At 61.8% G+C, this 23,984-nt stretch carries 22 protein-coding genes; 7 read left to right on the top strand and 15 right to left on the bottom strand.

The genetic code is table 11. The features are described from left to right. Window positions 1–160: 160 nt before the first annotated feature. The 5 genes from ABD842_RS04625 to murI all read right to left on the bottom strand — a co-directional run bounded on the left by ABD842_RS04625 (window position 161) and on the right by murI (window position 4,907). Entirely contained in the window at window positions 161–976 is an 816-nt protein-coding gene (locus ABD842_RS04625) for a hypothetical protein (RefSeq protein WP_345110713.1), read from the bottom strand. Between the two features lie 231 nt (window positions 977–1,207). Beyond that, window positions 1,208–2,620, bottom strand: a complete 1,413-nt coding sequence (locus ABD842_RS04620; protein WP_345110710.1) for a CsgG/HfaB family protein — start codon at window positions 2,618–2,620, stop codon at window positions 1,208–1,210. A 35-nt stretch (window positions 2,621–2,655) separates the two neighbouring features. Next, entirely contained in the window at window positions 2,656–3,096 is a 441-nt protein-coding gene (locus tag ABD842_RS04615; RefSeq protein ID WP_345110707.1) for a curli production assembly/transport component CsgF, read from the bottom strand. Between the two features lie 39 nt (window positions 3,097–3,135). After that, window positions 3,136–3,684 (bottom strand): CsgE family curli-type amyloid fiber assembly protein, encoded by a 549-nt coding sequence (locus ABD842_RS04610; RefSeq protein WP_345110705.1) that lies wholly within the window; start codon window positions 3,682–3,684, stop codon window positions 3,136–3,138. A 392-nt stretch (window positions 3,685–4,076) separates the two neighbouring features. Continuing rightward, complete coding sequence (gene murI / locus ABD842_RS04605; protein WP_345110702.1) at window positions 4,077–4,907, bottom strand: glutamate racemase; 831 nt, start codon at window positions 4,905–4,907, stop codon at window positions 4,077–4,079. Window positions 4,908–5,028: 121 nt separating this feature from the next. On the opposite strand from murI, the gene ABD842_RS04600 reads away from it, so the two are divergent. Together ABD842_RS04600 and ABD842_RS04595 are read left to right on the top strand one after the other, a co-directional pair. Beyond that, a complete protein-coding gene (locus tag ABD842_RS04600) occupies window positions 5,029–5,262 on the top strand; it encodes a hypothetical protein (protein ID WP_345110699.1) in 234 nt (77 codons plus the stop codon). A gap of 101 nt (window positions 5,263–5,363) precedes the next feature. Next, window positions 5,364–7,280 (top strand): ABC-F family ATP-binding cassette domain-containing protein, encoded by a 1,917-nt coding sequence (locus tag ABD842_RS04595; protein ID WP_345110697.1) that lies wholly within the window; start codon window positions 5,364–5,366, stop codon window positions 7,278–7,280. Between the two features lie 165 nt (window positions 7,281–7,445). Here the strand turns inward: ABD842_RS04595 and ABD842_RS04590 are convergent, their stop codons facing one another. The 3 genes from ABD842_RS04590 to ABD842_RS04580 all read right to left on the bottom strand — a co-directional run bounded on the left by ABD842_RS04590 (window position 7,446) and on the right by ABD842_RS04580 (window position 9,272). Beyond that, on the bottom strand, window positions 7,446–8,210 hold the full coding sequence (locus ABD842_RS04590) for a hypothetical protein (RefSeq protein ID WP_345110694.1): 765 nt from the start codon (window positions 8,208–8,210) through the stop codon (window positions 7,446–7,448). Between the two features lie 79 nt (window positions 8,211–8,289). After that, complete coding sequence (locus tag ABD842_RS04585; RefSeq protein WP_345110691.1) at window positions 8,290–8,664, bottom strand: DUF952 domain-containing protein; 375 nt, start codon at window positions 8,662–8,664, stop codon at window positions 8,290–8,292. A 209-nt stretch (window positions 8,665–8,873) separates the two neighbouring features. Then, entirely contained in the window at window positions 8,874–9,272 is a 399-nt protein-coding gene (locus tag ABD842_RS04580) for a hypothetical protein (RefSeq protein WP_345110689.1), read from the bottom strand. A 187-nt stretch (window positions 9,273–9,459) separates the two neighbouring features. Here ABD842_RS04580 and hppD point away from each other — a divergent pair, with 187 nt between their 5' ends. The 3 genes from hppD (at window position 9,460) to ABD842_RS04565 (ending at window position 13,238) form a co-directional block, all read left to right on the top strand. After that, window positions 9,460–10,593, top strand: coding sequence for a 4-hydroxyphenylpyruvate dioxygenase (hppD, locus tag ABD842_RS04575; RefSeq protein WP_345110686.1), 1,134 nt, complete (start codon window positions 9,460–9,462; stop codon window positions 10,591–10,593). Between the two features lie 219 nt (window positions 10,594–10,812). Beyond that, window positions 10,813–12,549: a phospho-sugar mutase gene (locus ABD842_RS04570; RefSeq protein ID WP_345110683.1), complete on the top strand. Its 1,737-nt coding sequence runs from the start codon at window positions 10,813–10,815 to the stop codon at window positions 12,547–12,549. 200 nt (window positions 12,550–12,749) lie between these two features. Continuing rightward, on the top strand, window positions 12,750–13,238 hold the full coding sequence (locus ABD842_RS04565) for a nuclear transport factor 2 family protein (RefSeq protein ID WP_345110680.1): 489 nt from the start codon (window positions 12,750–12,752) through the stop codon (window positions 13,236–13,238). A 170-nt stretch (window positions 13,239–13,408) separates the two neighbouring features. Here ABD842_RS04565 and ABD842_RS04560 read toward each other — a convergent pair whose 3' ends face one another. From ABD842_RS04560 to ABD842_RS04530, 7 genes are all read right to left on the bottom strand, one after another. After that, complete coding sequence (locus ABD842_RS04560) at window positions 13,409–15,091, bottom strand: ABC1 kinase family protein (RefSeq protein WP_345110677.1); 1,683 nt, start codon at window positions 15,089–15,091, stop codon at window positions 13,409–13,411. A 158-nt stretch (window positions 15,092–15,249) separates the two neighbouring features. Next, the gene (locus ABD842_RS04555) at window positions 15,250–15,765 is read right to left on the bottom strand and encodes a phasin family protein (RefSeq protein WP_345110674.1); all 516 of its coding nucleotides are present in this window, start codon (window positions 15,763–15,765) and stop codon (window positions 15,250–15,252) included. 225 nt (window positions 15,766–15,990) lie between these two features. Then, window positions 15,991–16,968 carry an alpha/beta hydrolase fold domain-containing protein gene (locus tag ABD842_RS04550; protein WP_345110672.1) on the bottom strand — a complete coding sequence of 326 codons (978 nt, stop codon included), beginning with the start codon at window positions 16,966–16,968 and terminating at the stop codon, window positions 15,991–15,993. A gap of 160 nt (window positions 16,969–17,128) precedes the next feature. Further along, the gene (locus tag ABD842_RS04545) at window positions 17,129–18,289 is read right to left on the bottom strand and encodes a lysophospholipid acyltransferase family protein (RefSeq protein ID WP_345110669.1); all 1,161 of its coding nucleotides are present in this window, start codon (window positions 18,287–18,289) and stop codon (window positions 17,129–17,131) included. A gap of 165 nt (window positions 18,290–18,454) precedes the next feature. Further along, window positions 18,455–19,597 carry an aspartyl protease family protein gene (locus tag ABD842_RS04540; protein ID WP_345110667.1) on the bottom strand — a complete coding sequence of 381 codons (1,143 nt, stop codon included), beginning with the start codon at window positions 19,595–19,597 and terminating at the stop codon, window positions 18,455–18,457. Window positions 19,598–19,796: 199 nt separating this feature from the next. Continuing rightward, a complete protein-coding gene (locus ABD842_RS04535) occupies window positions 19,797–20,867 on the bottom strand; it encodes an o-succinylbenzoate synthase (RefSeq protein ID WP_345110664.1) in 1,071 nt (356 codons plus the stop codon). A gap of 177 nt (window positions 20,868–21,044) precedes the next feature. Next, the gene (locus ABD842_RS04530) at window positions 21,045–21,299 is read right to left on the bottom strand and encodes a KGG domain-containing protein (protein WP_345110661.1); all 255 of its coding nucleotides are present in this window, start codon (window positions 21,297–21,299) and stop codon (window positions 21,045–21,047) included. 269 nt (window positions 21,300–21,568) lie between these two features. On the opposite strand from ABD842_RS04530, the gene egtB reads away from it, so the two are divergent. Further along, a complete protein-coding gene (gene egtB / locus ABD842_RS04525; protein WP_345110659.1) occupies window positions 21,569–22,879 on the top strand; it encodes an ergothioneine biosynthesis protein EgtB in 1,311 nt (436 codons plus the stop codon). Between the two features lie 50 nt (window positions 22,880–22,929). After that, the gene (gene egtD, locus ABD842_RS04520; protein WP_345110657.1) at window positions 22,930–23,982 is read left to right on the top strand and encodes an L-histidine N(alpha)-methyltransferase; all 1,053 of its coding nucleotides are present in this window, start codon (window positions 22,930–22,932) and stop codon (window positions 23,980–23,982) included. The last annotated feature ends 2 nt before the right edge of the window (window positions 23,983–23,984 follow it).

The raw sequence follows: 23,984 nt of genomic DNA, 5'->3' as shown, positions 1-23,984 counted from the left end.
TCAGCTTCTGGCGGTATAAAAATAAGTGTATTTTTTAATAAAAAAATACAAAGATTCATTTTTTTGTTGGCCGGAAAGACAAATAGCACTCCGCAGACCAAACGTCCACGGAGTGCTATTTGAAGTCTCCGACATAACTCTCGTTAAGTCAGACGATCAGTTATGGGTGGTTCTGCTTCACCAAGCTCTGGTTGTTGCTGCCCGACTGCGAAACGTCGCTCGAGTTGCCGCTCGTACCCTGGTAGGTAGCAGCCAGGTTGCCCGAACCGATCTGACGCTGACGAGCATAGTGCGAACCAGCATCATCCTGATCGATGTAAGCCGTGTTGCCGGGCGTGATGAAGAAGCCGAAAGCGTCCTGCTCCTGTACGGCGATGTTAGACGAACCATTCTGCTCGATAGTCGCGGAGTGATTGTCACGCTTCTGATCCTGTCTGGCAATGTTGCTGCCACCAACCTGGTAGATAGAGGCGGTGGAGCGGTAGCTGCCAGCAGGGTTGTCGCCCTGAGTCTGAAAAGCTTGGTTCGAGTTGCCTATCGAAGTGATGGTAGCAACGTTTTCGACACCGCCCTGATCTTGGGTGCCAATGTTGGAGTTACCGATCTGAACGATAGTAGCTCTTTCATCAGCGGCGCCGAAACCACCGGCTGTGTGCTGCTTCTGGATAGTAGAGTTCGAATTACCAACCTGGGTCGAGCTAGCAACGTTGCGGTCGCCATCGCGCTGATCCTGCAGAGCAGAGTTGCTGTTGCCAAGCTGACCTACGGCGGCAGAGTTCATTGCGCCGGAAGCCTGGGTCTGCGACAGGCTATTGCTATTACCGGTCTGGGTACCTACTGCGGAGCTTGTGCTCCCCATTTGAGAAACGGTAGCACCGTTGCCGCTGCCAGTCTGGCTGAGCGCTTGCGTATTACCTTGAGCGAAGGCAGCACCGGTTACGAGCAGGGCTGCTGCGAGGAAAGAAAGCTTTTTCATTAGGAAGGGGGTTGGAAGAGGGGAGTTTACTTGTAAGATTCTATGAAGAAATATTCCCTCCGGAGGAATGACACAAATATATGTTTGAAAAGTTAAAAGTCAAGGGGCTCCTGATAAAAAAATTTAAAATTTTTATTGCATTAGTTATACAAATAATCTTTCTCACTATCTGTCAATTACTTATAAATATGCTTTATTTTATAAAAATCATGATAAATACCATAGCCAGGGTCACTTAACCACTGGCGTAACCGTTTCCCTGGGTCTGCCGATGTAGAACACTAGGCTGGCTCGTGCCGACCAGTAATTGTCGTTGTACTTACCCAACTGCACCCGATCCAAGTTATCGGCCAGATAGTAATGGGCATCTCCCCCCAGGCTCAGGGCCAACTGATCGGTAATAAGGGCCTCAAAGCCCACTCCCCCGACGGCGTGCGGCATAAGGTTGCTGGTTGTACCGCCCTGCGCCCGGGTAGTGGCCCCGCCACCTAGCAACAGGTAAGGCGTGAACCGGTCGCGTGGAAACAGCCGGTAAAGGCCACACAGTTCGGCGTAGTTGAAGCTCTCGCGGTAGAAGTCGCCGGCACCCAACTCGAAGCGGCCAATATTAATGGCGGCAGAAAAGTTCTGACTGGGGCTGGGGATATAACGTACCGTTAGTTCGGCCCCGGCCCGCACCTGCGGCTTGGCCAGGTCGCCGGAATAGCGCACTGTGGCCCCGGTTATGCCCAACCCCAGCCGGCCCCGCCGGTCGCGCTGCAGGCGCCCCAGGACGTCAATCTGATTGTTTTCCCGCTTCTCCTGGTAGTATTCCGCAACGGCTGGCCCATTACGGTCCGCGACGTTGCGCGGAGCCCACAGGCCTTCCCTCATTCCTTCGTATATCAGTGCCTCCACAGCCTTTTCGATGGCCTCCTTCACCGCCATTTCCGACGGTTCATTATACGTAAAGCCCGTTTCCGTCTCCAGCAGACGCTTAAAGTCGACGAAGCGGAATAAGCTGGCATCTACCTGCTGCGACAGAATGGTCTTGGAGGTATAGACCGTTTTCATGATCTCGCCACTACTCGTACTGATGGCCCGCAGGTAGATGGTTACGCGGTCCTGCCGGTACTGCCCGGAAGCGCCGGCCCCAAAATAGCGCAGTCCTGCCCCGCCCGTTACCACATTGGCATCATAGGAGATAATGCCGCCTTCCAGAATCACCCCGGCAAACAGCAGCGGCGGCAGCGGCGGCTCTTTGCGGCCGTTGGCTTCGGAGTACTCCGCGCGGCTGGACCGAATGATCTTCCGTTCGTTGAGGAGGTTGCCGAGGTTTTCGCGCTCGATGGGATTAAACCAGCGCGACTCCTCCAGCGCGCGCAGCAGGATACTGGTAGCCCCTTGCGTGACGGCCGTAGAAAAGCTGGAGCCGTTGAGCATGGGCTTGTACTGGCCGGTCTGGTCGCGGAACTTGTAAACAGCTACTACGACCCTTTCCCGGGGTTCAGGCAGGCTTCGCAGGATAGTATTCTCCTGCACCTCCGAGCCTAGCCGGGCACGCTCCGTCGTCATGGGCTGATGAAAATAGGAGGCGCAGCTGCTGGCCACAACGCTCAGTAAAGGCAATACCCAGCGGTTCAGACGACGGGAGTAGGTCGGCATGAGGAAGACAGAACAAAGGTGGAGAGAAACGTGGCCTAGAAGCCCGGCACAACAATCGTGGTTTGATTGCCGGTGGACGTATCCGTTATCTGGACGGAGAAGCCGCCGCCGGCATTGGGCGTCACCTGGATCTGGTAAGCACCCACGTTATAAGCGCCTTCTTTGAGGCCGCCGGCACCGAACTTGTCGCCGATCAGCTTCTGGGAAAGCTGCCCCAGTATCTGCTGGTTCAGGCTCTGCTCAAACTGCTTGAGCGGATCTTGGTTGAAGCCCGTTATGGTCTTGGCCGCTGCCGCGGGGTCCTCGATACTATTCTGCGCCTGCGCCGAGCTGAGCATCCAGGAATAGTTGAACGTGTTGCCGCCCCCAAAGGAGGGGTTTTTAGGCTCGTAGAGAAAGTCCTGGGCCATGGAGTGCCGGGTACCCAGCAGCAGGATCGTCAGCAGGATCGTCCAGCGAAGTAAGGATGCAGTCATGGCGGAGAAAACAGGGCGTGAGGAAAGGAAGCGTCAGAATCAGAAAATGCCGGAGCCGGCCTGGTCACCGGTTTCAAGCTGTTGGCTGACATTGCGGGAATTGATAACATAGTCGGCGGCTACGCCCACGGCGTAGGTGGCCGTTTCTTCGATAACCTCCAGTTTCGGCTGTAAGGGCAGCTCCAGCAACTCGTTCTCATTTACTTCCACGGAAATGAGGATGTTGATTCCGCGGGCGGGTTTCTCCCGGATGATGATGGTGTAGTCCCCGGCGTTGGCCGGAGCTTCCCACAGGGTAAAAAAGGCATCGTAGAAATCGTGGCCCACTTTGGTAATCGTCTGGTCCACTACCAGCCCTTCGATTTCGGTAGGACGGAAAGGCCGCTGCCGGCTGTTTTGGGTAGCGGAATCCTTGGCCGTAGCTTTCAAAAGAAGCTGCAGGGCTTCTTCCAGCTTCTTGGCCGGCAGCGGTGCGGCCTCCGACTCTCTTTCCGGCCGGGGTGCCGCCGTAGTCGGCGGATTAGCGGGCTTGGCAGGCACGGCTTTCTGCTGGGCGGAAGCAGCCGGCGCGGCCAAAAGCCCGAGCATTAGGCAGCTAAGCCCCATCACCCAGGGGCGCCACCAGAGTGCTACAGCAGGCTGAACCGGAGCAACGACAACAACAGCAGGCTTGGGAGCAGCAGCCATGGAAAAGTAGTTATGAAGCGCTTATAAGGAAAGTCACTAACGGAATAGTCAGCCCGCTGCCCACATGCAGGAGAAACGTTTTGACGGCATAAACTTAATTATTTAAAAGAATAATACAATGATATAGGATGAGTATTTTTAAGTTATTTATTCCAATAGTTATAACTCTTAAACGACAATATATCCACTTGCCGGCTCAAAAACCGGGCGGGCGCCTCCGGTAGCCGGGCAGCTTGGCGCTTCCACGACCTGCTGACGCTAATCTACAGGCCTGCATTTGACGGGCGCCTTCGCTACTCCCACAGCGGGTAGTGCTCCAGGTGCACTTCCTGGCCGAAGAAGATGCGGGTACTCTCCTCGAAGGAGCGGGTGAAGTCGGACACGTAGAACTGGTGCACCGGTGCCGCCGCGGCCGCCGCCGCCGCCAGCTGGTTGGCACTCAGATAGGCCTTGACATGATTGGCCACTACATCGGACGCGTCCAGTACGGCTACGTGGCTCTGGTAAAAGTCGTTGATCTGGGCCTGGATGAGCGGGTAGTGGGTACAGGCCAGTACCAGCGCCTCGATACCGGCCAGCGCCGGGTTCGACAGGTAGGCGCGGATGATATTGTCGCTGATGGTATTGTTGAAGAAGCCCTCTTCGATCATGGGCGCCAGCAGCGGCGTGGCCAAAGACCGAAGCTCGACGCCCGCGTCGAGGTCGTCAATCTTCTTTTTGTATACATTGGAATGCACGGTTTGCTTGGTGCCGATCAGGCCCACGGTCCGGTGGGCGTAGGTTTCGCCGATGTGGGCCACGATGGGGTCAATGACGTTGAGCACCCGCGCCTTGGAGCCCACGTACTCGCGCACCAGCTCGTAGGCCGCCGCCGAAGCGGAGTTGCAGGCAATCAGAATGACTTTGCAGTGCTGGCGCAGCAGCAGGTCGCAGATTTTGATGCTGTAGGCCTGGATGGCGGCCGTGGATTTGTCGCCGTAAGGCAGGTGGGCCGTATCGCCGAAGTACACGAGCTGCTCGTGGGGCAGCACGCGGTTGACGGCCCGGGCCACGGTGAGCCCACCGATGCCGGAGTCGAATACGCCGATGGGCCGGCGGGTAAGAGTTACTGGAGAAGGTGCCATACAACGGCGAAGGTAAGGGCTTTTCGGGCGGAGCGGCCCAGGCAAAATAAACCGGGCGGACCCCAACTATTTCGGCAAAATTCTATATTACACCCCTCCTCCGCGCCCTGCCTACCTACCCATGAGTAAAATTCTGGAAGAAATTGACCGCGCCCTCATCGCCTTCGATTCCGGCCGCGGCCGCCCGGTGGCCATCGAACTCGGGGAGCGCAAATACACCCAGCTGGTCCTCGACGTGGCCCACCAGCACGGCGCCGGCGGCGAGCTGACCACCAACACGGGCCGGCCCCTGGCTTACCGGGGCCTCGAAATCCTGCGCGACGACCGGAACATGGACCGGGTACGGGTGATCTGAACGAAGCCGCTGGCCGTCAGCCCGGTGCTAAATCACGCTGCTTCGGCCACTGATTCGGCCTTCTGTTTCCTTGCTGCCCGCCCTTGCCGTACCTTTGCGGCATGAATCTGCTTTCCGGGGAAAACCTCTCAAAAAATTACGCCGACCGCTGGCTGTTCCGCGAGTTGGGCTTTGGTCTGAACTTAGGGCAGCGCGTGGCGCTGGTCGGCATCAACGGTACCGGCAAAACGACGCTGCTGCGCATCCTGGCCGGCCTCGAGCAGCCCGACACGGGCTCGGTGAGCGTACGCAAGGGCATCCGGGTGGCCTTTCTGGGCCAGCAGCCGGTGTTCGACGAAAACCTGACGGTGGAGGAAACCATCTTCGCCAGCCAGAACGACACGCTGGCCGCCATCCGCGACTACGAGCACGTCGTGAATGACCCCAACCATAAGTCCGACGACCTGCAGCGGGTGATGGAGCTGATGGACGCGCTGAACGCCTGGGACTACGAAGCCCAGGTAAAGCAGATTCTGGGCCGCCTGGGCATTCTGGGCGAGCTGCTGGAGCGCAAGGTGAGCATGCTCTCGGGCGGGCAGCGCAAGCGCGTGGCCCTGGCCCGGGTGCTGATTGAGGAGCCCGAAGTGCTGATTCTCGACGAGCCCACCAACCACCTGGACCTCGACACGATTGAGTGGCTGGAAAGCCGGCTGGCCTCCCCTTCCCTCACCCTGCTGATGGTGACCCACGACCGGTACTTCCTCGACAAGGTGGCCAACGAAATCGTGGAGATGGACCAGGGCAAGGTGCACCGCTACCAGGGCAACTACTCCTACTTTGTGGAGAAGAAGGCCGAGCGGGAGCAGATTGAGGTGGCCGAAGTGGAAAAAGCCCGCAACCTGCTCCGCAAGGAGCTCGACTGGATGCGCCGCCAGCCCCAGGCCCGCGGCACCAAGCAGAAGGCCCGCATCGATGCCTTCTACGAAACCCAGGAAAAGGCCAAGACCAAAATCAGCGGCCCCCAGCTGGAGCTGAGCGTAAAGACGACGCGCCAGGGCGGCAAAATCATTGAGGTCGAGCACCTGCACAAGCAGTTCGGCGACCATGTAGTGCTCGACGACTTCAGCTACGTGTTCAAGAAGAAGGACCGCATCGGCCTGATCGGGCCCAACGGCGCGGGCAAATCGACGCTGATGAACATGCTGACCGGCAAGCTCCAGCCCGACTCGGGCGTGGTCGACGCGGGCCAGACCACCGTGTTTGGCTACTACACCCAGACCGAGCTGGAGTTCGACGAGAGCCAGCGCGTGATTGACATCGTGAAGGAAGTGGCCGAGGTGGTGGAAATGGCCAACGGCGACGTGGTGACGGCCTCGCAGTTCTTGCAGCACTTCCAGTTTCCGCCGGCCCAGCAGTATACCATGGTCAGCAAGCTCAGCGGGGGCGAAAAGCGCCGCCTGCAGCTGCTGCGGGTGCTGATCAAGAATCCGAACTTCCTGATTCTCGATGAGCCCACCAACGACCTGGACATCATCACGCTCAACATTCTGGAGGACTTCCTGCTCAACTTCGCCGGCTGCCTGCTCATCGTCTCGCACGACCGGTACTTCATGGATGCCCTGGTTGAGCACGTATTCGTGCTGGAGCCCGGCGGGCAGATCCGGCAGTTTCCGGGCAACTACACCGACTACCGCGAGTGGCAGAAGGAAAATAACTCGGCCGAGTACGCCCGCGAAAAGGCCCAGACGGCCAAGGCCGCGGCCGGCATAGCCCCGTCGGCGGCCCCGGTGGCGGCCCCGGCCCCGACGGCCGGGGCCGCGCCCAAGCGCAAGGCTACCTTCGCCGAGAAAAAGGAGTACGAAACGCTGGAAAAGGAAATGGCCCAGCTCGAAACCCTCAAGCTCCAGCTGATTGAGAAGCTCAACGCCGGTACCGGCTCCCATAAGGAGCTGGCCGACTGGGCCGCCGAGCTCAAGCGCACCGACGCCGCCCTGGACGCCAAGGGCGAGCGGTGGCTGGAGCTGGCCGAATTCATGTAAACGGCCGATTTCCCCCACAAAAAAGGTCTTTCAGCGCGCTGAAAGACCTTTTTTGACTATCCCCCCAACGTGGGGCCATCCTGCCGCCGATGTAACAATTTGGGGTGTAACAATTTAAATTGTTACACCCCAAATTGTTACATCCCAAATAAACGAATAAATCACCTAGTGCTTTACCGGCTTCTGGTCGAAGGTGAAGGTGAAGGTGTGCGGCCCGACCGGGGTGCTGATGTGCAGCCGGGCGGTTTGGTTGAGGCTGGGGAAGACGATGTAGCCGCGCATCAGCTCCCCGGGCTGCAGGGTGTAGCGGCGCAGCATCTGGTGCTGCCACAGCTCCAGCTCCCGGGCCGTCCGGTCGGCGGTTTGGGCGTGCTGGTCCCGGCTGTAGTCGAAGTTCTGCAGGCTCCGGTCGTACTGCACTTTGCGCTCGTACTCCTCCTTGGGGGTTTCCTTGCGCTTGGGGGCGCTGAGGTCCGCCGTAAGGTCGCTGGCAATGGTCAGCCACTCCCACGCGCTGACGCCCGTGGCCTTGCGGTCTGCGGTGCTGAGCTGGTCGGCCAGCGTCCGGAGCTTCAGCTCGGGGTCGATGGCCGGCACCCGGGCCGGGAAGTAGGCCCCGCCGGGGGCGGAAGCGCCGGCCGGGGTGATGCTGGGCTGGCAGTAGAACTGCGCCGGATCGACCAGAATGGGCCGGCTGGACCCATTGCGGACTTCGGCCGCAAAGAGCAGCTCCGTAGTGCGCTGGTGGGCAAAGCTCAGCCCCATTTCCACGCTGTCGAGCTCAGCCAGCAGCATCTGATGGTCCTCTGCGCCCTCCCCGGCGCTTGCGCTGGGCCTGACGGTAAGGTAGTACGAGGGGGCGCAGGCAGTCAGCAGCAGCGCCAGCGCGGCCGACCAGCCGCAGCGGCCAATAGAGAATTCGGCTTTCATAGGGCAGCGGTTGCTATACAGAGGAAAGAAGCAACCAGCGCGAAAAGGGTTGCTTTTCGTCGGCTCCCGGGGCGGCTTGTCAGGCCAGGTCCTCCAGGTCCGGGGGCAGCGCGTAGCGGCCCTCCTGGTCGGGGCAGAAAGGCAACGCCCGGACCACGGCGGCCAGCGGCACCGGCGCCATAATGTGGGGAAAGTAGTCGTCGCGGGCCGCGGCGTACTCGCGCTGCACGGGCACGGCCGCTACCCACAGCTCGGCCTCGTCCAGCTCCAGCAGCACGATATCCGGCCGGCCGGCGTAGTAGCGGTTGGCCGTAGCCAGCACCTGGTACAGCTCCGAAGCGTGAATAAAGCCCTCGGCCGCGAGGTCGGCACTGGCGAAAAAGCCGGTGTGCTGGGCCTGCTGCCAGTCGGTGCGGTCGGCAATCCGGTAAATCATGGTTTCTTTATTTGTCATCCTGAGCATTCTGCGCTTCAAGCAGAGACGAAGGACCTTCCTGTTGGCCATTACCACCTACTCTAAATCCGGAAAGCCCCTCACCGCAGCAGGGTAAAGGGCTTTGCACGTTTCACGTCGTTTTGCAATGCAAGGGAGGCAGGTCCTTCGCAGGCTCAGGATGACAGGCGTATTCTTAGTTTAATAAAAGCCGCCGCGTGGCCTATGGCCTACGCCTTCCAGACCTCTTTGCGCACGGTTTTGCCCACCGACAGAATCAGGCGCGTGGGGTTGGGCACCAGCACCAGGCGGGCTTCCTTGCCGGGAAACTCGTCGGAATCAACCCAGACGCCTTCCTTGTGGGAGGGCACGTAGCCGGTGTCGCCGCCGATGTCGTTGGGCAAATAGGCCGTGGGCAGCAGCACGTCGGTATCGGGGCACAGCTTTTCGTGAACTTTCTCCAGCATCTCCTCCAGGTAGGCGCCGTACTCCTCGTTGAAACTATCTTCCAGCTCGTGCAGCTCTTCCTCCACGTCGTCGTAGCGGGTATCGTCGTAGGATAGCTTATGCAGCTCCTGCTTCTTCTCGATCAGCGAAACGAGGGCGCGGTTGAGGTCCTCTTTATTCATAGCCACGGGGTGAAAATGGTTAAGGCGCAAAGGTGCGTAGGATTCTGCAATTGTACGAATCTGCCGCCCGCAAACAACCACGGCCCCATAACTATCGGCGGAACGGGCCCGGGAGGGGAACGATTTGGCGCAAACGCGTATTTTTACCCGCACAACCGCGTTTCCACCCGTCCTATCCCCTTTCGCCATGCAAACGATGACTTCGCCCGAGGTTCAGGCCCACCCCGCCCACGACTTTCTGCCCCTGAAAGGCACTGACTTCGTGGAATTCTACGTCGGCAATGCCAAGCAGTCGGCCTACTTCTACCAGGCCGCGTTCGGCTTCGCGCTGGTGGCCTACGCCGGCCCCGAAACCGGCCTGCGCGACCGGGCCTCCTACGTGCTGCAGCAGGGCAAGATCCGCTTCGTGCTCACCACCTCCCTGCTGCCCGACTCCGACATTACCCGGCACGTGGCCCAGCACGGCGACGGGGTGAAGGTCATGGCCCTGTGGGTGGACGACGCCCGCAGCGCGTGGGAGGAAACCACCAGGCGCGGGGCCCGCTCGGCCTTCGAGCCCTACACCATCGAAGATGAGTTTGGCAGCGTCACGCTCTCGGGCATCTACACCTACGGCGAAAGTATCCACACCTTCGTGGAGCGCACCAACTATACCGGGGCCTTCATGCCCGGCTTCGTGGCCAGGTCGGGCCTGGTGCCGCAGCCGGCGCCGGTGGCCCTGCTGCACGTCGACCACTGCGTGGGCAACGTGGGCTGGGGTGAGATGAACCAGTGGGTGAAGTTCTACGAAGACGTGATGGGCTTCAAGCTCCTGCTCACTTTCGACGACGAGGACATCAGCACCGAGTACTCGGCCTTGATGAGCAAGGTGGTGAGCAACGGCAACGGCTACGTGAAGTTCCCCATCAACGAGCCGGCCGAGGGCAAGAAGAAGTCGCAGATTGAGGAGTACCTCGACTACTACCACTCGCCCGGCGTGCAGCACATTGCCATTGCCACCAACGACATCCGCACGACCGTGACCGAGCTGCGCCGCCGCGGCGTGGAGTTCCTCTCGGTACCCGGCGCCTACTACGACAACCTGCTGGAGCGTATCGGCGCCATCGACGAGGACCTGGAGTCGCTCAAGGCCCTGAACCTGCTCGTCGACCGCGACGAGGAAGGCTACCTGCTCCAGATTTTCACCAAGCCCGTGGAAGACCGGCCCACGGTGTTCTTCGAAATCATCCAGCGCAAAGGGGCCAAGAGCTTCGGCAAAGGCAACTTCAAAGCCCTGTTCGAAAGCATCGAGCGGGAGCAGGCGTTGCGCGGGAATCTGTAACCTTTCCCCGTGAAATAGAAAAGCCCCGACGTTCCTGAACGTCGGGGCTTTTCTGCTGTAACGCGAAGTTCCACTTCGCGAACCGGCCGCACCGTAACAACGATTATTGTTCAATGCCTCGCGCAGTGGAACTTCGCGTTACGACCTGACAGCCCAACTCCAGCCAAAACCTCTTTTCTTTACGCCCGTTCTTACCCCCTCTCTCCTTACCCGTCCCGCATGGCCCTTACCCCCGAAATTCAAACCCGCGTCAACTCCTGGCTCTCCGGCAACTACGACGCCGACACCAAAGCGTCCATTCAGCAGCTCGTGGATTCGGGTCAGGACGAGGCCCTGGGCGACGCTTTTTACCGCACCCTCGAATTCGGCACCGGCGGCCTGCGCGGCATCATGGGCGCGGGCTCCAACCGCATGAACCGCTACACCCTGGGCATGGCCACTCAGGGCCTGAGCAACTACCTGCTCAAGAGCTTCCCCGGCCAGGAAATCAAGGTCGCCCTGGCCCACGACTCGCGCAACAACAGCCGCGAGTTTGCCCAGATTGCCGCCGGCATCTTCTCGGCCAACGGCATCACGGCCTACCTGTTTGAAGCCCTGCGGCCCACGCCGGAGCTGTCCTTCGCTATCCGTCGCCTGGGCTGCCAGAGCGGCTGCGTGATTACGGCCTCCCACAACCCCAAGGAGTACAACGGCTATAAAGTGTACTGGGAAGACGGCTCCCAGGTGGTAGCCCCCCACGATAAGAACATCATTGCCGAGGTCGAAGCCATCCGGAGCCCCGATGAGGTGAAGTTCACCGCCAACCCGGCCCTCATCCACCCGCTGGGCGCCGACCTGGACGAGGCCTACCTGACCGAAGTACACAAGCTCAGCATCAACCCCGCCGCCATCCAGCGCCAGCACGACCTGAAAATCGTGTACACGCCCCTGCACGGCACCGGCATCACCATGGTGCCGAAAGCGTTGGCCAGGTTCGGCTTTACCAACGTGAGCATCGTGGAGGCCCAGGCCACGCCCGACGGCAACTTCCCCACGGTACTGTCGCCGAACCCCGAGGAGAAAGTCGCCATGCAGATGGCCCTCGACCAGGCCCAGGCCCAGGATGCCGACCTGGTGCTGGCCACCGACCCCGACGCCGACCGGATCGGCATCGGCGTGAAGAACACGGCCGGCGAGTGGGTGCTGCTCAACGGCAACCAGACTGCCGCCCTGCTCACCCAGTACCTGCTCTCGGCCCGCCAGGAAGCCGGCACGATGACCGCCCAGGACTACATCGTCTACACCATCGTGACCAGCGACGTGCTCGGCGACATTGCCCGCCACTACGGCGTAAAGGCCTACCAGACGCTGACCGGCTTCAAGTACATTGCCGGCATCATCCGCGACCTGGAGGGTAAGGAAACCTACATCGGCGGCGGTGAGGAAAGCTACGGCTATATGATCGGCGACTTCGTGCGCGACAAAGACTCCATCTCGGCCTGCGCCATCATTGCCGAAATGGCGGCCGTGGCCCGTGACCGCGGCCAGTCGCTCTACGAGGCCATGGTGCAGATGTACACCGAGTACGGCCTCTACAAGGAAGACCTGATTTCGCTGACCAAGAAAGGCCAGCGGGGGGCCGAAGAAATCCAGGAGATGATGCGCAGCCTGCGCGCCAACCCGCCCAAAACCATTGCCCGCCAGCCCGTGGTAGAGCTGCGCGACTACCAGACCGGCGTCATCAAGAATATGGTGACCGGCGCGGAAACCGCCACCGGCCTGGAAAGCTCCAACGTGCTCCAGTTCATCCTCGCCGACGGCAGCAAGGTCTCGGCCCGCCCCTCGGGCACCGAACCCAAAATCAAGTTCTACTTCAGCGTGCGCAACCCGCTCAAGTCGGCCGTCGACTTCGACCAGGTCGACGCCAAGCTCGGCGACTACATCAACCTCATCATCGAGGATATGCAGCTGAAGTAGGCTGGACTTATTTGACAGGTATAGGTATAGCCCGGCAATAGTATTGCCGGGCTATTTTATTTACACTAATTGACAGCCGCGCATTGGCCCTGACGGTGAAGGCAAATAATATAATATTTTTACTATATTTGATCATACTGTGCCAGCCCGAATCGGTTTCTGGCTGGGCACAGCCAACGTACCCTTAACTCAACCTGCCCATGAAAAGCCTATTCTGTTTGCTGCTGCTTGGCCTGAGTTTTTCGGCCGCAGTAGCCCAGCAAAAAACCGCCGGTAAAATGGCCGGCAACGCCGAAGCCACGAAAGCGGAGCTCATCAAGCTCGACCAGGAATGGGGAGCCGCCGCCGTGCGCAACGACGTGGAGTTCGAGAGAAAGTTTGTGGCCGATGACTGCCTCTTTACGGAGGCCGATGGGACCGTCATGACCAAAGCCCAGATGATTCAGGAGGCGGAATCGGGCAAATCCAAGACGACCGCCAACCAGCCCTCCGAATACAACGTGCGCCTGCTGGGCCCCGACATGGCCATCATCCGGCACAACACCACCGCTACCAGCACCGACAACGGCAAGGATACCAGCGGTGAGTTCCGCCGCATGCACGTAGTGGTGCGCCGCAACGGCCGCTGGGTGGTAATTGATAGCCAATCGGTACGCGTGGGACCCGTCACGATGGCCGTGAAGCAGTAGTTGGCATCCTGAGCGGCGCGAAGGACCTTCCTCCGAGCAGCGCAACAGCCCCGTTAAATGAGTAAAGCCCTTTTCGTTGCGAACGGAAAGGGCTTTGCTCATTTAACGGGGCTTGTAGTAGCTAAGAGGAAGGTCCTTCACTCCGCTGCGCTCAGGATGGCAGACGTGTCCTACTTCCGCTCGGGCTTTGCGCCCAGGATCAGCAGGATCAGCAGCAGAAACGAGGTGATGCTGAAGCCCCACCACGTCACGGCGGGCATGCCGCGGTAGTAGGTCATTTCCGGGGAGTAGCGGCCCAGCAGGCTCAGGCCCGAAAACAGCAGGAATGCCACCGCCAGCACCGCAATAATGGAGCGCGACACGAGCTGGTCGGCCTTGCGCATCAGGGCCTGGTAGCCGCCCAGCTCCACCTTCACCCGCAGGTCGCCGCGGGAGATTTTGCGCATGATCTGGCGCACGTCCGTCGGCAGCGTCGTCAGCAGAGCCAGCAGCTGGGAGCCGGTATACTGGGCTTCGCTGAGGATATTCTCGGTCGAGTACTGCTCGGCAATAATCCGGGCGCCGTAGGGCCGCACAAACTCGAAGGTGTTGAAATTGGGGTGCAGCACCTTGCCGATGCCTTCCAGAATCACCAAAGCCCGCAGAATCAGAAACACCGCCCCGGGCACCTGCAGCTTGTAGTCGTAGATGATAACCTGCAGGCGGTCGGCCAGGTCGCTCATGCTCATCTCCTTCACGTCCAGGGTCGTGAAGTCCTCAATCAGGTCGTTCAGGTCGGCCTCGAAGCGGCGCATATCCGGAATGTCGGCCGTCACGGCCAGGCGGCGGAAGTTCAGGGCCATGCTGCGCGCATCCTGCCGGGCCATACCGATAAACACGCCCGCAAAGGCGTACTTCTGCTGCTTGGTGAGCTTGCCCACCATGCCGAAGTCGATGAGCACCAGCGTGCCGTCGGGCCGCACCAGCACGTTGCCCGGGTGCGGGTCGGCGTGGAAGATACCGAACTCGAAAATCTGGGTCAGGTAGATGTCCATGCCCTTCTCGGCCACCGTGGCCGGACTCAGCCCCCACTCCAGCAGCTTTTCCCGGTCCGAAATCTTGCACCCGCTCACAAACTCAATCACCAGGATCTTGGTCGTCGACAGCTCCCGGTAGGGTTTCGGGATGTAGAAGGTTTCGTAGTTTTCGTAGAGCTTGCGGAACTGGTCCATGCTCCGGGCCTCGGAGGTGTAGTCCATTTCCTTCATCATGCTGCGCTCGAAGGCATCCACGATGTCCTGGGGGTTGCCCAGGCCGTGGTTGCGCAGAAAGCCCGCCGTGAGGCGCACCAGCTCGTGGAGCAGGCTCAGGTCGGTGCGCACCTTCTCCTGCACGTCGGGCCGCTGCACCTTCACCACCACCAGCTCGCCGGTCAGCAGCCGGGCCTTGTGCACCTGCCCGATGCTGGCCGAGCCCAGGGGTACGTCCTCAAACTCGGTGAAAACCTCCGAAATCGGGCGGCCCAGCTCCCGCTCGATGATCTGCTTGGCCAGCGTCACGTCGAAGGGCGGCACGTCGCTCTGCAGCTTCTCAAACTCGTCGATGAGGGGCTGCGGGAGCAGGTCGGCGCGGTTGCTCAGGGCCTGGGCCAGCTTGATAAACGTGGGGCCCAGCTCTTCAATCACCATGCGGATTCGCTCCCAGCGGGTGGTTTCAAACACGGTTTTCTCGGCGTGCTGCCAGGAGCCCCGGCGCTTCTGGGTAATCAGCCGCCGCAGGGCCGTATTGGTCACCACGTCCTCGAATCCGTAGCGCGCCAGCACTTCCGCCACCTGCCGGATGCGGTTCAGATTGGATATCGTATTCTTAAACATCAGGGGCGGGAACGGTGGATGGAGGAACGCAAAATAAGCAGTTTGGCGCGGCGGCGGCCGCAAATCAGCCCTGGAGCCCGGCGCGGCGGCCCGGGCGCACAAAAAAGCCAGCGCCCACGCATTCGGGGCACTGGCTTTTCAAAGCGGCTAAAAGCTGATTAGGAAGCGCTGCTGCCGCTTTCCGACGCTTTGGGCGCGGCCGGCTTGGCCGCAGCTTTCGGCTTGGCAGCCCCCGCTTTGGCCGCGGCCGACTTCTGGGCCGTGCCCGCGGCGCTGCTTACGCTGTCCGCCGCTTTCTTGGTCGCGCCGGCGGCCTTGGCCACGGGGCTCGAAGCGGGCTTAGCCGCCGATTTTGCCGGGCTGCCCTTGCCCGCTGCCGACGACGAAGCCGACTTGGAGCCGCCCTTCACGCTGCGCTTCAGATCTTCCACGTCGGAGTTGGAGGCCACGCCCACGCTCTTCATGAGCTTGGAGGCAATGCCGCTGAACTGCTTTTCCAGCTCCTTGCGCTTGGTTTCGGAGTTCTTCTTCAAGTCGTCCATGATCTTCTTCCCCTCCTGCTCCGACAACTTGCTTTCCTTCACCAGCGAATCGATGGCGCCCTGCACCCGGTCACTGGTCAGCGACGCGAAACCAACGCCGGCATTGATGAATTTCTTAAACAAATCTTCCATGGTGCTGAGTGTTTGAATGAGTTGGAGGGAAACGAAAAACGAGGTTAGAACGCAGCCGGCCCATAAAGTAGTATGCAAGCCGAGTAATTTCAACAAACCTACAAAAACATAGCTATATAGTTGGCCGTGAGGAAATAATTTTTGTCATGGTTGGCTTTTACCCGCGTCTTTTCCGGCTAAAATCAAGTCAGAAGCTATATTTTATGCCAAACCAGCTTCTGCTGCCTACTGGTGAGCCCGCAGGCGGGCGGCGGATTTGCCGGGGCCGGGCGGGCGCACCAGCCGGGCCGCCGCCGCCTGGGCAGCCCAGATGCCGTTGGTAAACGTGGCCACCTTGTCCAGCGCCTGCCGGGCCTCGGGCACCAGGCGCCAGAACAGGTGCCACCAGTGCACCAGCCCCGCAAACGTCTGCAGCGTCACGGGCACGCCGGCCAGGCGGGCTTTGCCGGCAAAGCCCAGCACGTCGTCGCAGAGCACCTCGGCGTCGGAAACCTGGAGCAGCAACGGCGGCAAATCGTGCAGGTCGGCCTGGCTGGGCGATACCAGCGGGTGCTCCAGGGGCACGGCGGCGGCATATTCCTTGCCCCAGCTCCGGATGGTCAGGGCTTCGAGCAGCTGCAGCTCCTGGTGCGCCACCCGGCGGATAGTGGCCGTGGACAGCACCAGATCGGTCCAGGGCGACAAACCCACCGCCGCGGCGGGCAGCGGCTCGTGCTGGTCGCGCAGGGCCAGGAGCAGGGCCAGGGTCAGTCCGCCCCCGGCCGAGTCGCCGGCCACGATGATGTCGTGGGGGCGGAAGCCTTGGGCCAGCAGCCAGCGGTACGCCAACAGGGCGTCATCCAGGGCGGCGGGAAAGGGAAAATCGGGGGCTTTGCGGTAGTCGATGGCCAGGGCATTCAGGCCGCAGCGCTGGGCCAGGGTACCGATCAGGCTGCGGTGGGTGTTGAGCGAGCCCAGCACGTAGCCGCCCCCGTGCAGATACAGCAGCACGCGGTGGGCCGGGGCGCCGGCGGGCCGGATCCACTCGGCGGCCATGCCCGCAATGGTCAGGCTTTCGAGGTGGACGCCCCAGGGCAGAAACTGAAACAGGCTGCCCACTTCCAGGGCCAGCCGCATACTACCCAGGCCCGGCCGACGACGCGCCAGCGGGCCGGTAGCGGCGGTCAGGAATTGTTTGAGGAGCAAATGCTGGGGGGAAGGCATTTGGGGCGGGAAAAGGCGTGGGAATTGAAGAAGGGGCGCCGGCGGCCAACACCGGTCAGGCAGCGGCGCAGCGCGAAGCAGATCAGTAGTTTAAATCCTTGTACTCTTTGAATTTGACCAGGGTTCGGGCCGCAGGGCAGATTCATGCTTTAGGGAGCTGCTACTTTTTGTTTTTGCCCAGCTGATGTCCCTTGTAGCCGCGGATGGCAATGGGAATCCAGCCCAGCAGCGGAATGAAGAAGCTCAGCGTGAACGGGTTGCGCCAGATCATGCGCAGCCAGGCGCCGGGCGTGGTCAGCTGCAGGTTGATGGTCTGGGGGTTGCGCGAGTACTGCCGCTCAAACTCAGTGAACATGGCCGGCCAGGCGAAGGGCAGGAAAAACGGGAAGTAGCGCCAGTTCTGGCGGATACGCAGCCACATTTCCTTCCAGCGGTACGGATGCCGGCCGTGGGCGCGCACGGCCGCGTCCATCTCGGTCTGCATGCGCTGGCGCACCTGGGTAGACAAGTCTTCGTACTCGGCGCGGGTCAGCTCATCGTGGGCCTTGTCGGTCAGTTCGTAGGGCTTGATGCGGGTGCCGAGCACGAAGGTGAGCTTGGCGGGGTAGGCCATGTAAAAAAACCAGGGCTGCAGCAGCACCATCAGCACGATGGGGCCGAAGGGAATGAAGGGAATCCCGATTTTCTTGCTTAGGTTGTTCAGCCAGTCCCAGCTGTAGGCGTAGGGGTTGAGGTACTCGCCGTTGATGGTGTAGAAGGGAATGATATCGGTGCGGTGCTGAATGCCGAGGCGGATGATGCTGGTCGCCAGGCGCTGGAGCTGGTACTTGCGGTTGAACCCCTTGCCGATGCCCGGTACGCCCTCGGGGTACAGCATCAGGTTGTGGTCGTTGTAGTACATCATGGTTTCGAAGTTCAGCGTGGTGGCATCCACGCAGCCGCAGCGCTTCCAGAAGTCCCGGATCAGAAACGGGTTCATCAGCGCCGACTGGGACAGCATGGGCGCCGACAGTGGCCGGGGCAGGTCGCGCAGGTCGGGCAGCTTGCGCCACAGGTGCGACAAGGCCACCATGGCATCCCAGGGAAAGGCCATGCCCGAGTGGTTGGACGCAAAAATCAGGGGCTTGTCGGGGTTGTTGCGCGCCGGATACTCATCGAATCCTACCAGCGCGGAGCGAAACCAAACCCGGTCGAGCAGCTGCAGGACGTGCTTATCGAGCTGGTTGACAAACTCTTCGTCGAAATAATCGGAGTAGATGTGCTGATTGGCCCGGATGTCGGAAGGTGGCGGCGGCAGCGCGGGCGAGGGGGCCGTGGGCATCAGATAAACAAAGCACGTGAGGTGGGAGCTCAACCAAAGACAGGCTTCTAATGTAAGGAAATTATAGCCTATCCGCCGCCGGAGCGTGTCGTACAGCAAAAAACGGCGGCGCCACCGCCCGCCGCACCACTTTGGTCGGCGGCGGGGCAGCGGCGGGGTGTTCGGCTAAATCTGCCGCTTCAGCCGGACCATGGTCGTGTACAGGGTACCATCGGGCCGGCGCAGGAACAGCAGCACCAAGCGGCCGTCGCCGGAGTGGAAGATGCGGCTGATCTGGGTCAGGTTGAAGATGGCGCTGGGCAACTGGTTGATGGCCACAATTTCCTCGTCGGGCCGGATGCCGGCCAGGTCGGCGGGCGAGCCGGGCTCCACTTTCGTGACCAGGTAGCGCCGGAGGTCGCCGCCGGCCGCCAGCAGCTCAAACCCGCACATATCCTGCTCGAATGGGTCATGAAACAGCTCGTTGGGGCGCAGCAGCAGCCGGTTGTGGGTGTAGTCGATGATAACGTCGAAGCGCTTGAGCACCTCAAAGCCGATGTTGCCGTTGCGCGGCACGCTGGCACGCATAGCCACGTCGCTGGAGTCGGGAAAGGAGGTAATGAGCGACGAGAGCCGGTAGCGGCCCAGCTCCAGGGCGGGCACCCGGCCGATGTAGCCATTGATGAAGCCATTCAGGCCCCGCCCCAGCTGGGTGCGCACGCGGGTAGCCGGCAGCCGCAGGCGCGGGTCAGAAGAGGTTTCTACTGACAGCGCGTGGCCCGCGCCGGTGTCCAGCACCAGGCGCAGCGGCAGCGTCAGCGAGTCGGTGAGGGCCACGCGGGTAGTCAGGTACGCTTTGTTGCCTTCCAGATCCAGCGGCAGGCTGGCCCAGCGCCGGCTCCGGGGCAGGCGGAAGCGCGCCGGATCGTGGAAAGTCAGGGTGGCGTCGCCGGGGTGAATGACGACGGTAAAGCTGTAGAACAGATCGGACCCCAGGATGCCGTGAATGGGCATGCCCACGAACCCCGACAGATTCAGCACATCCTCCGACAGCACCAGAAACTGCGTGTTCGGACTTACAATGCCGGGCAGCACCACCCGCACGCTGTCGGTCTGAAAGGCTTCCAGCGGGGCTTCGTTGCCGGCCCCGGCCACCCGAAACGGGTGGCCCACCCGCAGCTTCAGCTCCGAGCGCAGGGCGGGGTCGGTGATGAGGGAAACCGACACGCCCGTATCCAGCAGGAAATTATAGGGGCCCTTGCCATTGAGCTCCACAGCCACGATAATCAGGTTGCGCTGCAGAGCAAACGGCAGGTTTACGCGCCGCACTCCCCGGTGCTTAAAATGAAACGGCTGCGCCTGCCCCGGCAGCCCGAAACAGCTCAGCCAGAGCAGGAGCCAGAAGCCGCATTTACGAGCCGAGTAGAGTGCTTCCAAAAGACGCAGGGGCGACATACGGGTGGGAGGGCAGCAGGTAAGATAGACAATATTCTATTCATCCGGCTGCACCCAGCTACCCTGGTGGCGCCTACCTTACCGGCTCCCAGGCCTGCTGGGGTTCGTAGTGCAGGGTGCCCCCGCGAATGTGCAGGGGGGCGGCCACATTGTTGTGGTAGAGCTGCCCCGTGCCCAGCCCCTGCGGGAAGCCCGGCCGGGCGTAGCTGCCCGCAAACTGGCTGATGGCATTCAGGCCTACGTTCGACTCCAGGGCCGAGGTCAGCCACCAGCCTACCGACTGGTTTTCGGCCGCCGTCAGCCACCCCAGCGCGGCCTGCAGGCCACCCAGCAGCGTGGGCTTCAGAATGATGTAGGCCGGCTTGATCTGCTCCAGCAGCGCCAGCTGCTGGCGGGGGTCGGTAACGCCGATCAGCTCTTCGTCGAGGGCAATGGGCACGGGAGAAGCGGCGCACAAGTCGGCCATCGGCGCCCACTGCCCGGCCCGGATGGGCTGCTCGATGGAATGCAGGGCAAACGGGGCCAGCTGCTGCAGCTTCCGCAGGGCGTCGCCGGGGTGGAAGGCGCCGTTGGCATCCACGCGCAGCGTGAGCTGCTCGGGACCCGCCACGGCCCGGATTTCGGCCAGCAGCTGCAGCTCGGTCGCGAAGTCGAGCCCCCCTATTTTGAGCTTCAGGCAGGAATAGCCCTCGGCCAGCTTTTTCCGGATCTGCTCCCGCATGAAAGCCGCGTCGCCCATCCACACCAGGCCATTGATAGGCACGCCGGCTTCTCCGCGGCTGAAGGCATTGTCATAAATCAGGTGCCGGCCGCCGTGCTGCCAGTCGAGGGCCGCCGTTTCGAGGGCGAAGCGCAGCGCGGGCCACTGCGGCGCAATGAGTTCGGCCACCTGCCCAGACGGCAGCTCCGTGAGGCCGCGCTGGTTGAACTCGGCGCAGAACTCCTGCACCCGCCGCGGAAAGGCGGGGCCAAAATCAGGGCTGAGGCCCGCCAGCGGGGCCGCTTCACCCAGCCCCTGCCGGCCGGGCTGCGTGGTATCGGTCAGGTGCAGGTAGTAGGCTACGTGCTCATCCAGGGCCCCACGCGAGGTGCGGGCCGGGAAGTTGAAGCGCAGCACGCGCTGTGACCAGGAAAGCTGAAGCATAAAGCGAAAAAAGTAAGACTCCGGCAAATAACAAGGAAAGCCCCGCTTCGGCCGAGTTGCCGGCTGGATTGGCCGCTGCCTTCCTAAAAACCCCAAGCCCCCGTGCAGGGCACGGGGGCTTGGGGTTTTTAGGGGGTAGCTTACGAAGGGGCGCGGAACCAGTCGCCGGGCCGGCGCCTAGCGGGTGGCGCTGGCGGGAGTAGCGCGGGTGCGGCTGGCCTGCCCGCCTTTGCGACCGGCTGCCCGGGCTTCTTCGGAGGTAAAGCGGTGGCCCCGGCCACTTTCGTGCGAGGCCCGGCCGCCTTCACTGGCAATGCGGCGCTGTTCGGCCGGATCCATGGCGGCGAAGCCGCGCATGCTTTTGCCGCTGGGGCTTACCTTGCCCGAGCTGGTGGCCGGGCTGGTTTTTTGGGGTTGGTTGGTGGTAATCATAGCGCAGAGTTTTGGAAATTGGAAAGCTTCAGGACTAGGTGCATTCAACGTAAGCGCTGCTATAAGGATAGGCGTATCACCCTCAAAACCAGGCTCCACTCCCCAAAATACCAACTTTTACTGATGAACTGTACGTAGTTCCGGACGGCTGCTGCGTGAAGTACCGAGGCTCAACCGTAGACCGTGCCGAACCCGCTGGCGCCGGCCGGCCCGAAACCCGGCCGGCGCTTTTGCAGTTACTTTCCCGCCTACCTCCTCTCCAGCCGCTTATGTCCTCCCCACAACCTTCCGCCCTGGCCCCGGCCCCGGTGGCACTGACTGATTTGCTTCGCCGCTACCGGGCCGTGCGGCAGCAGACCGCCGACCTGTGCCGCCCGCTGCTGCCCGAAGACACCGTGGTGCAGCCCATGATTGATGTGAGTCCGCCGAAGTGGCACCTGGCGCACACCACGTGGTTCTTCGAGACGTTTCTGCTGAAAGAATACCAGCCGGACTACGCGGTATTTCACCCGGATTACGCCTTCCTGTTCAACTCCTACTATAACTCCCTGGGCAGCCGCGTCAACCGTGCTGACCGGGGCACTTTGTCGCGCCCGCCGCTGCAGGATGTGTATGACTACCGCGCCCACGTCGATGCGCACATGCTGACGCTGCTCGACGCGCTGGCCGGTGCGGAGGCGGCGCTGCCGGCAGCTTTTGCCGAGCTGTTTGAGCTGGGCCTGCAGCACGAGCAGCAGCACCAGGAGCTGCTGGTCACCGACATCAAATACATTCTGAGCACCAGCCCGCTGGCGCCGGCCTACCTGCCCGCCGACGGGCAGCAGGCCCGGGCCGCCGCGCTGCCGCCGGTCTCCTGGCTGCCCGTGCCCGGTGGCATTCACCGCATCGGCTACGAAGGCGAGGGGTTCTGCTTCGACAATGAGCAGGCTCCGCACGAAGTGTACGTGGCCGACTTCACGCTGCAAAACCGGCTGGTGACCAATGCCGACTACCTGGAGTTTATGGCCGGCGGCGGCTACCAGGATTTCCGCTATTGGCTGGGCGAAGGCTGGGACCTGGCGCAGCAGCAGCAGTGGGAAGCGCCGCTGTACTGGACGCAAAAAGATGGCCGCTGGTACCGCTTTACCCACCACGGGCTGCAGCCGCTGAACCTGGCAGCTCCCGTGACGCACGTAAGCTTCTACGAGGCCGATGCCTACGCTCACTGGGCCGGGGCCCGCCTGCTCACCGAGCAGGAATGGGAAATTGCGGCCCGCCACTTCGGGGCCCAGCCCGCCGGCACCTTCCTGGAAAGCCGCCGCTTCGACCCGCAGCCGCTGCCGGTCCCGGCCGCCCCGGACCAGTGCCACCAGCTGCTCGGCGACGTGTGGGAGTGGACGTATTCGGCCTACCACCCCTACCCCGGCTACCTGCGCGCGGCCGGGGCCCTGGGCGAGTATAACGGCAAGTTTATGCTCAACCAGCTGGTGCTGCGCGGGGGCTCCTGCGCCACGCCCGCCAGCCACATCCGCCCCACCTACCGCAACTTCTTTCACGCCGACAAGCGCTGGCAGTTCACCGGCATCCGGCTGGCCCGCTGACCCTGGCTTTTCCGCCGCCGCCGTTCTTTCCTACTCCTACCCATCCCTGCATGACTGCCCTTTCGACTTTTGCTGCCGCCGGTCCGGTTGGTTTTTCTGATTCCAGCGCCGACTCCGCCGCGGCCGCTCACCCGGCCCAGACGGCCAGCCCGACCTCGGCCCTGGCCCGCCATGTGGCCGAGGGCCTGAGCCGCCCGCAGAAAACGCTGTCGTCGATGTATTTCTACGACGACGAGGGCAGCCGTCTGTTTCAGCAGATCATGGCCCTGCCCGAGTATTATCCCACCCGCACCGAGTTTGGCCTGCTCACCACCCACGCCGCGGCCATTGCCGCGGCCCTGCGGCCGGAAACCGCCGCGGAGCCTTTCTTTTTGCTGGAGCTGGGCGCCGGCGATGGGCTCAAAACCAAGATTCTGCTCCGTGAGCTGCTGGCTGCCGGAGCCAGCTTCACCTACGTGCCGGTGGATATTTCCACCGCCGCCGTGGAAGGCCTCGCCGAAAGCCTGCGCCGGGAGCTGCCCGAGCTGCGCGTAGAAGGACTGGTGGCCGAATATACCCGGGCCCTGACGCTGATGGCCAGCCGTCCGGGCCGCAAGGTGGTGCTGTTTCTGGGCTCCAACATCGGCAACTTTCTGCCCGCCGACCAGCACGAGTTTCTGCGCGCCCTGGCCCAGCCCCTCACCCCCGACGACCGGCTGCTCGTCGGCTTCGACCTGCAAAAGGACCCGCGCCAGATCCGCAATGCCTACGACGACAGCCAGGGCGTGACGGCGGCCTTCAACCTGAACCTGCTGCGCCGCCTGAACCGGGAGCTGGACGCCGACTTCGACCTCAGCCGCTGGCAGCACTACACCGACTACGATCCGCTCAGCGGGGCCGTCCGCTCGTTTCTGGTCAGCACCCACCAGCAGACGGTGCGAGTGCCGGCGCTGGACCGGGACTTCGACTTCGCGGCCTGGGAAACGATTCACACCGAGAATTCCTACAAGTTTACCCAGCCCCTGATTCGGGCGGCGGCGGCGGCGGCGGGCCTGGATGTGCAGGCCTTTTTCACCGACGATAAGCAGTACTTTGCCGACGTGGTGCTGAGTCCGCAGAAGTAGCC

The organism is Hymenobacter algoricola, assembly GCF_039539525.1.
Lineage (GTDB): Bacteria > Bacteroidota > Bacteroidia > Cytophagales > Hymenobacteraceae > Hymenobacter > Hymenobacter algoricola.
The sequence above is the reverse complement of the archived record's forward strand: the minus strand, read 5'-3'. Positions and strand labels throughout refer to the sequence as shown.

Excerpts from the sequence above, each read along its gene's own strand:
- ABD842_RS04580 (WP_345110689.1), bottom strand. The coding sequence starts at position 9,272 with ATGAATAAAGAGGACCTCAACCGCGCCCTCGTTTCGCTGATCGAGAAG.
- ABD842_RS04600 (WP_345110699.1), top strand. The coding sequence starts at position 5,029 with ATGAGTAAAATTCTGGAAGAAATTGACCGCGCCCTCATCGCCTTCGAT.
- ABD842_RS04590 (WP_345110694.1), bottom strand. The coding sequence starts at position 8,210 with ATGAAAGCCGAATTCTCTATTGGCCGCTGCGGCTGGTCGGCCGCGCTG.
- ABD842_RS04615 (WP_345110707.1), bottom strand. The coding sequence starts at position 3,096 with ATGACTGCATCCTTACTTCGCTGGACGATCCTGCTGACGATCCTGCTG.
- egtD (WP_345110657.1), top strand. The coding sequence starts at position 22,930 with ATGACTGCCCTTTCGACTTTTGCTGCCGCCGGTCCGGTTGGTTTTTCT.
- ABD842_RS04545 (WP_345110669.1), bottom strand. The coding sequence starts at position 18,289 with ATGCCCACGGCCCCCTCGCCCGCGCTGCCGCCGCCACCTTCCGACATC.
- ABD842_RS04625 (WP_345110713.1), bottom strand. The coding sequence starts at position 976 with ATGAAAAAGCTTTCTTTCCTCGCAGCAGCCCTGCTCGTAACCGGTGCT.
- ABD842_RS04570 (WP_345110683.1), top strand. The coding sequence starts at position 10,813 with ATGGCCCTTACCCCCGAAATTCAAACCCGCGTCAACTCCTGGCTCTCC.
- ABD842_RS04550 (WP_345110672.1), bottom strand. The coding sequence starts at position 16,968 with ATGCCTTCCCCCCAGCATTTGCTCCTCAAACAATTCCTGACCGCCGCT.
- ABD842_RS04585 (WP_345110691.1), bottom strand. The coding sequence starts at position 8,664 with ATGACAAATAAAGAAACCATGATTTACCGGATTGCCGACCGCACCGAC.
- ABD842_RS04530 (WP_345110661.1), bottom strand. The coding sequence starts at position 21,299 with ATGATTACCACCAACCAACCCCAAAAAACCAGCCCGGCCACCAGCTCG.
- murI (WP_345110702.1), bottom strand. The coding sequence starts at position 4,907 with ATGGCACCTTCTCCAGTAACTCTTACCCGCCGGCCCATCGGCGTATTC.
- ABD842_RS04595 (WP_345110697.1), top strand. The coding sequence starts at position 5,364 with ATGAATCTGCTTTCCGGGGAAAACCTCTCAAAAAATTACGCCGACCGC.
- hppD (WP_345110686.1), top strand. The coding sequence starts at position 9,460 with ATGCAAACGATGACTTCGCCCGAGGTTCAGGCCCACCCCGCCCACGAC.
- egtB (WP_345110659.1), top strand. The coding sequence starts at position 21,569 with ATGTCCTCCCCACAACCTTCCGCCCTGGCCCCGGCCCCGGTGGCACTG.
- ABD842_RS04560 (WP_345110677.1), bottom strand. The coding sequence starts at position 15,091 with ATGTTTAAGAATACGATATCCAATCTGAACCGCATCCGGCAGGTGGCG.
- ABD842_RS04620 (WP_345110710.1), bottom strand. The coding sequence starts at position 2,620 with ATGCCGACCTACTCCCGTCGTCTGAACCGCTGGGTATTGCCTTTACTG.
- ABD842_RS04565 (WP_345110680.1), top strand. The coding sequence starts at position 12,750 with ATGAAAAGCCTATTCTGTTTGCTGCTGCTTGGCCTGAGTTTTTCGGCC.
- ABD842_RS04610 (WP_345110705.1), bottom strand. The coding sequence starts at position 3,684 with ATGCTCGGGCTTTTGGCCGCGCCGGCTGCTTCCGCCCAGCAGAAAGCC.
- ABD842_RS04555 (WP_345110674.1), bottom strand. The coding sequence starts at position 15,765 with ATGGAAGATTTGTTTAAGAAATTCATCAATGCCGGCGTTGGTTTCGCG.
- ABD842_RS04535 (WP_345110664.1), bottom strand. The coding sequence starts at position 20,867 with ATGCTTCAGCTTTCCTGGTCACAGCGCGTGCTGCGCTTCAACTTCCCG.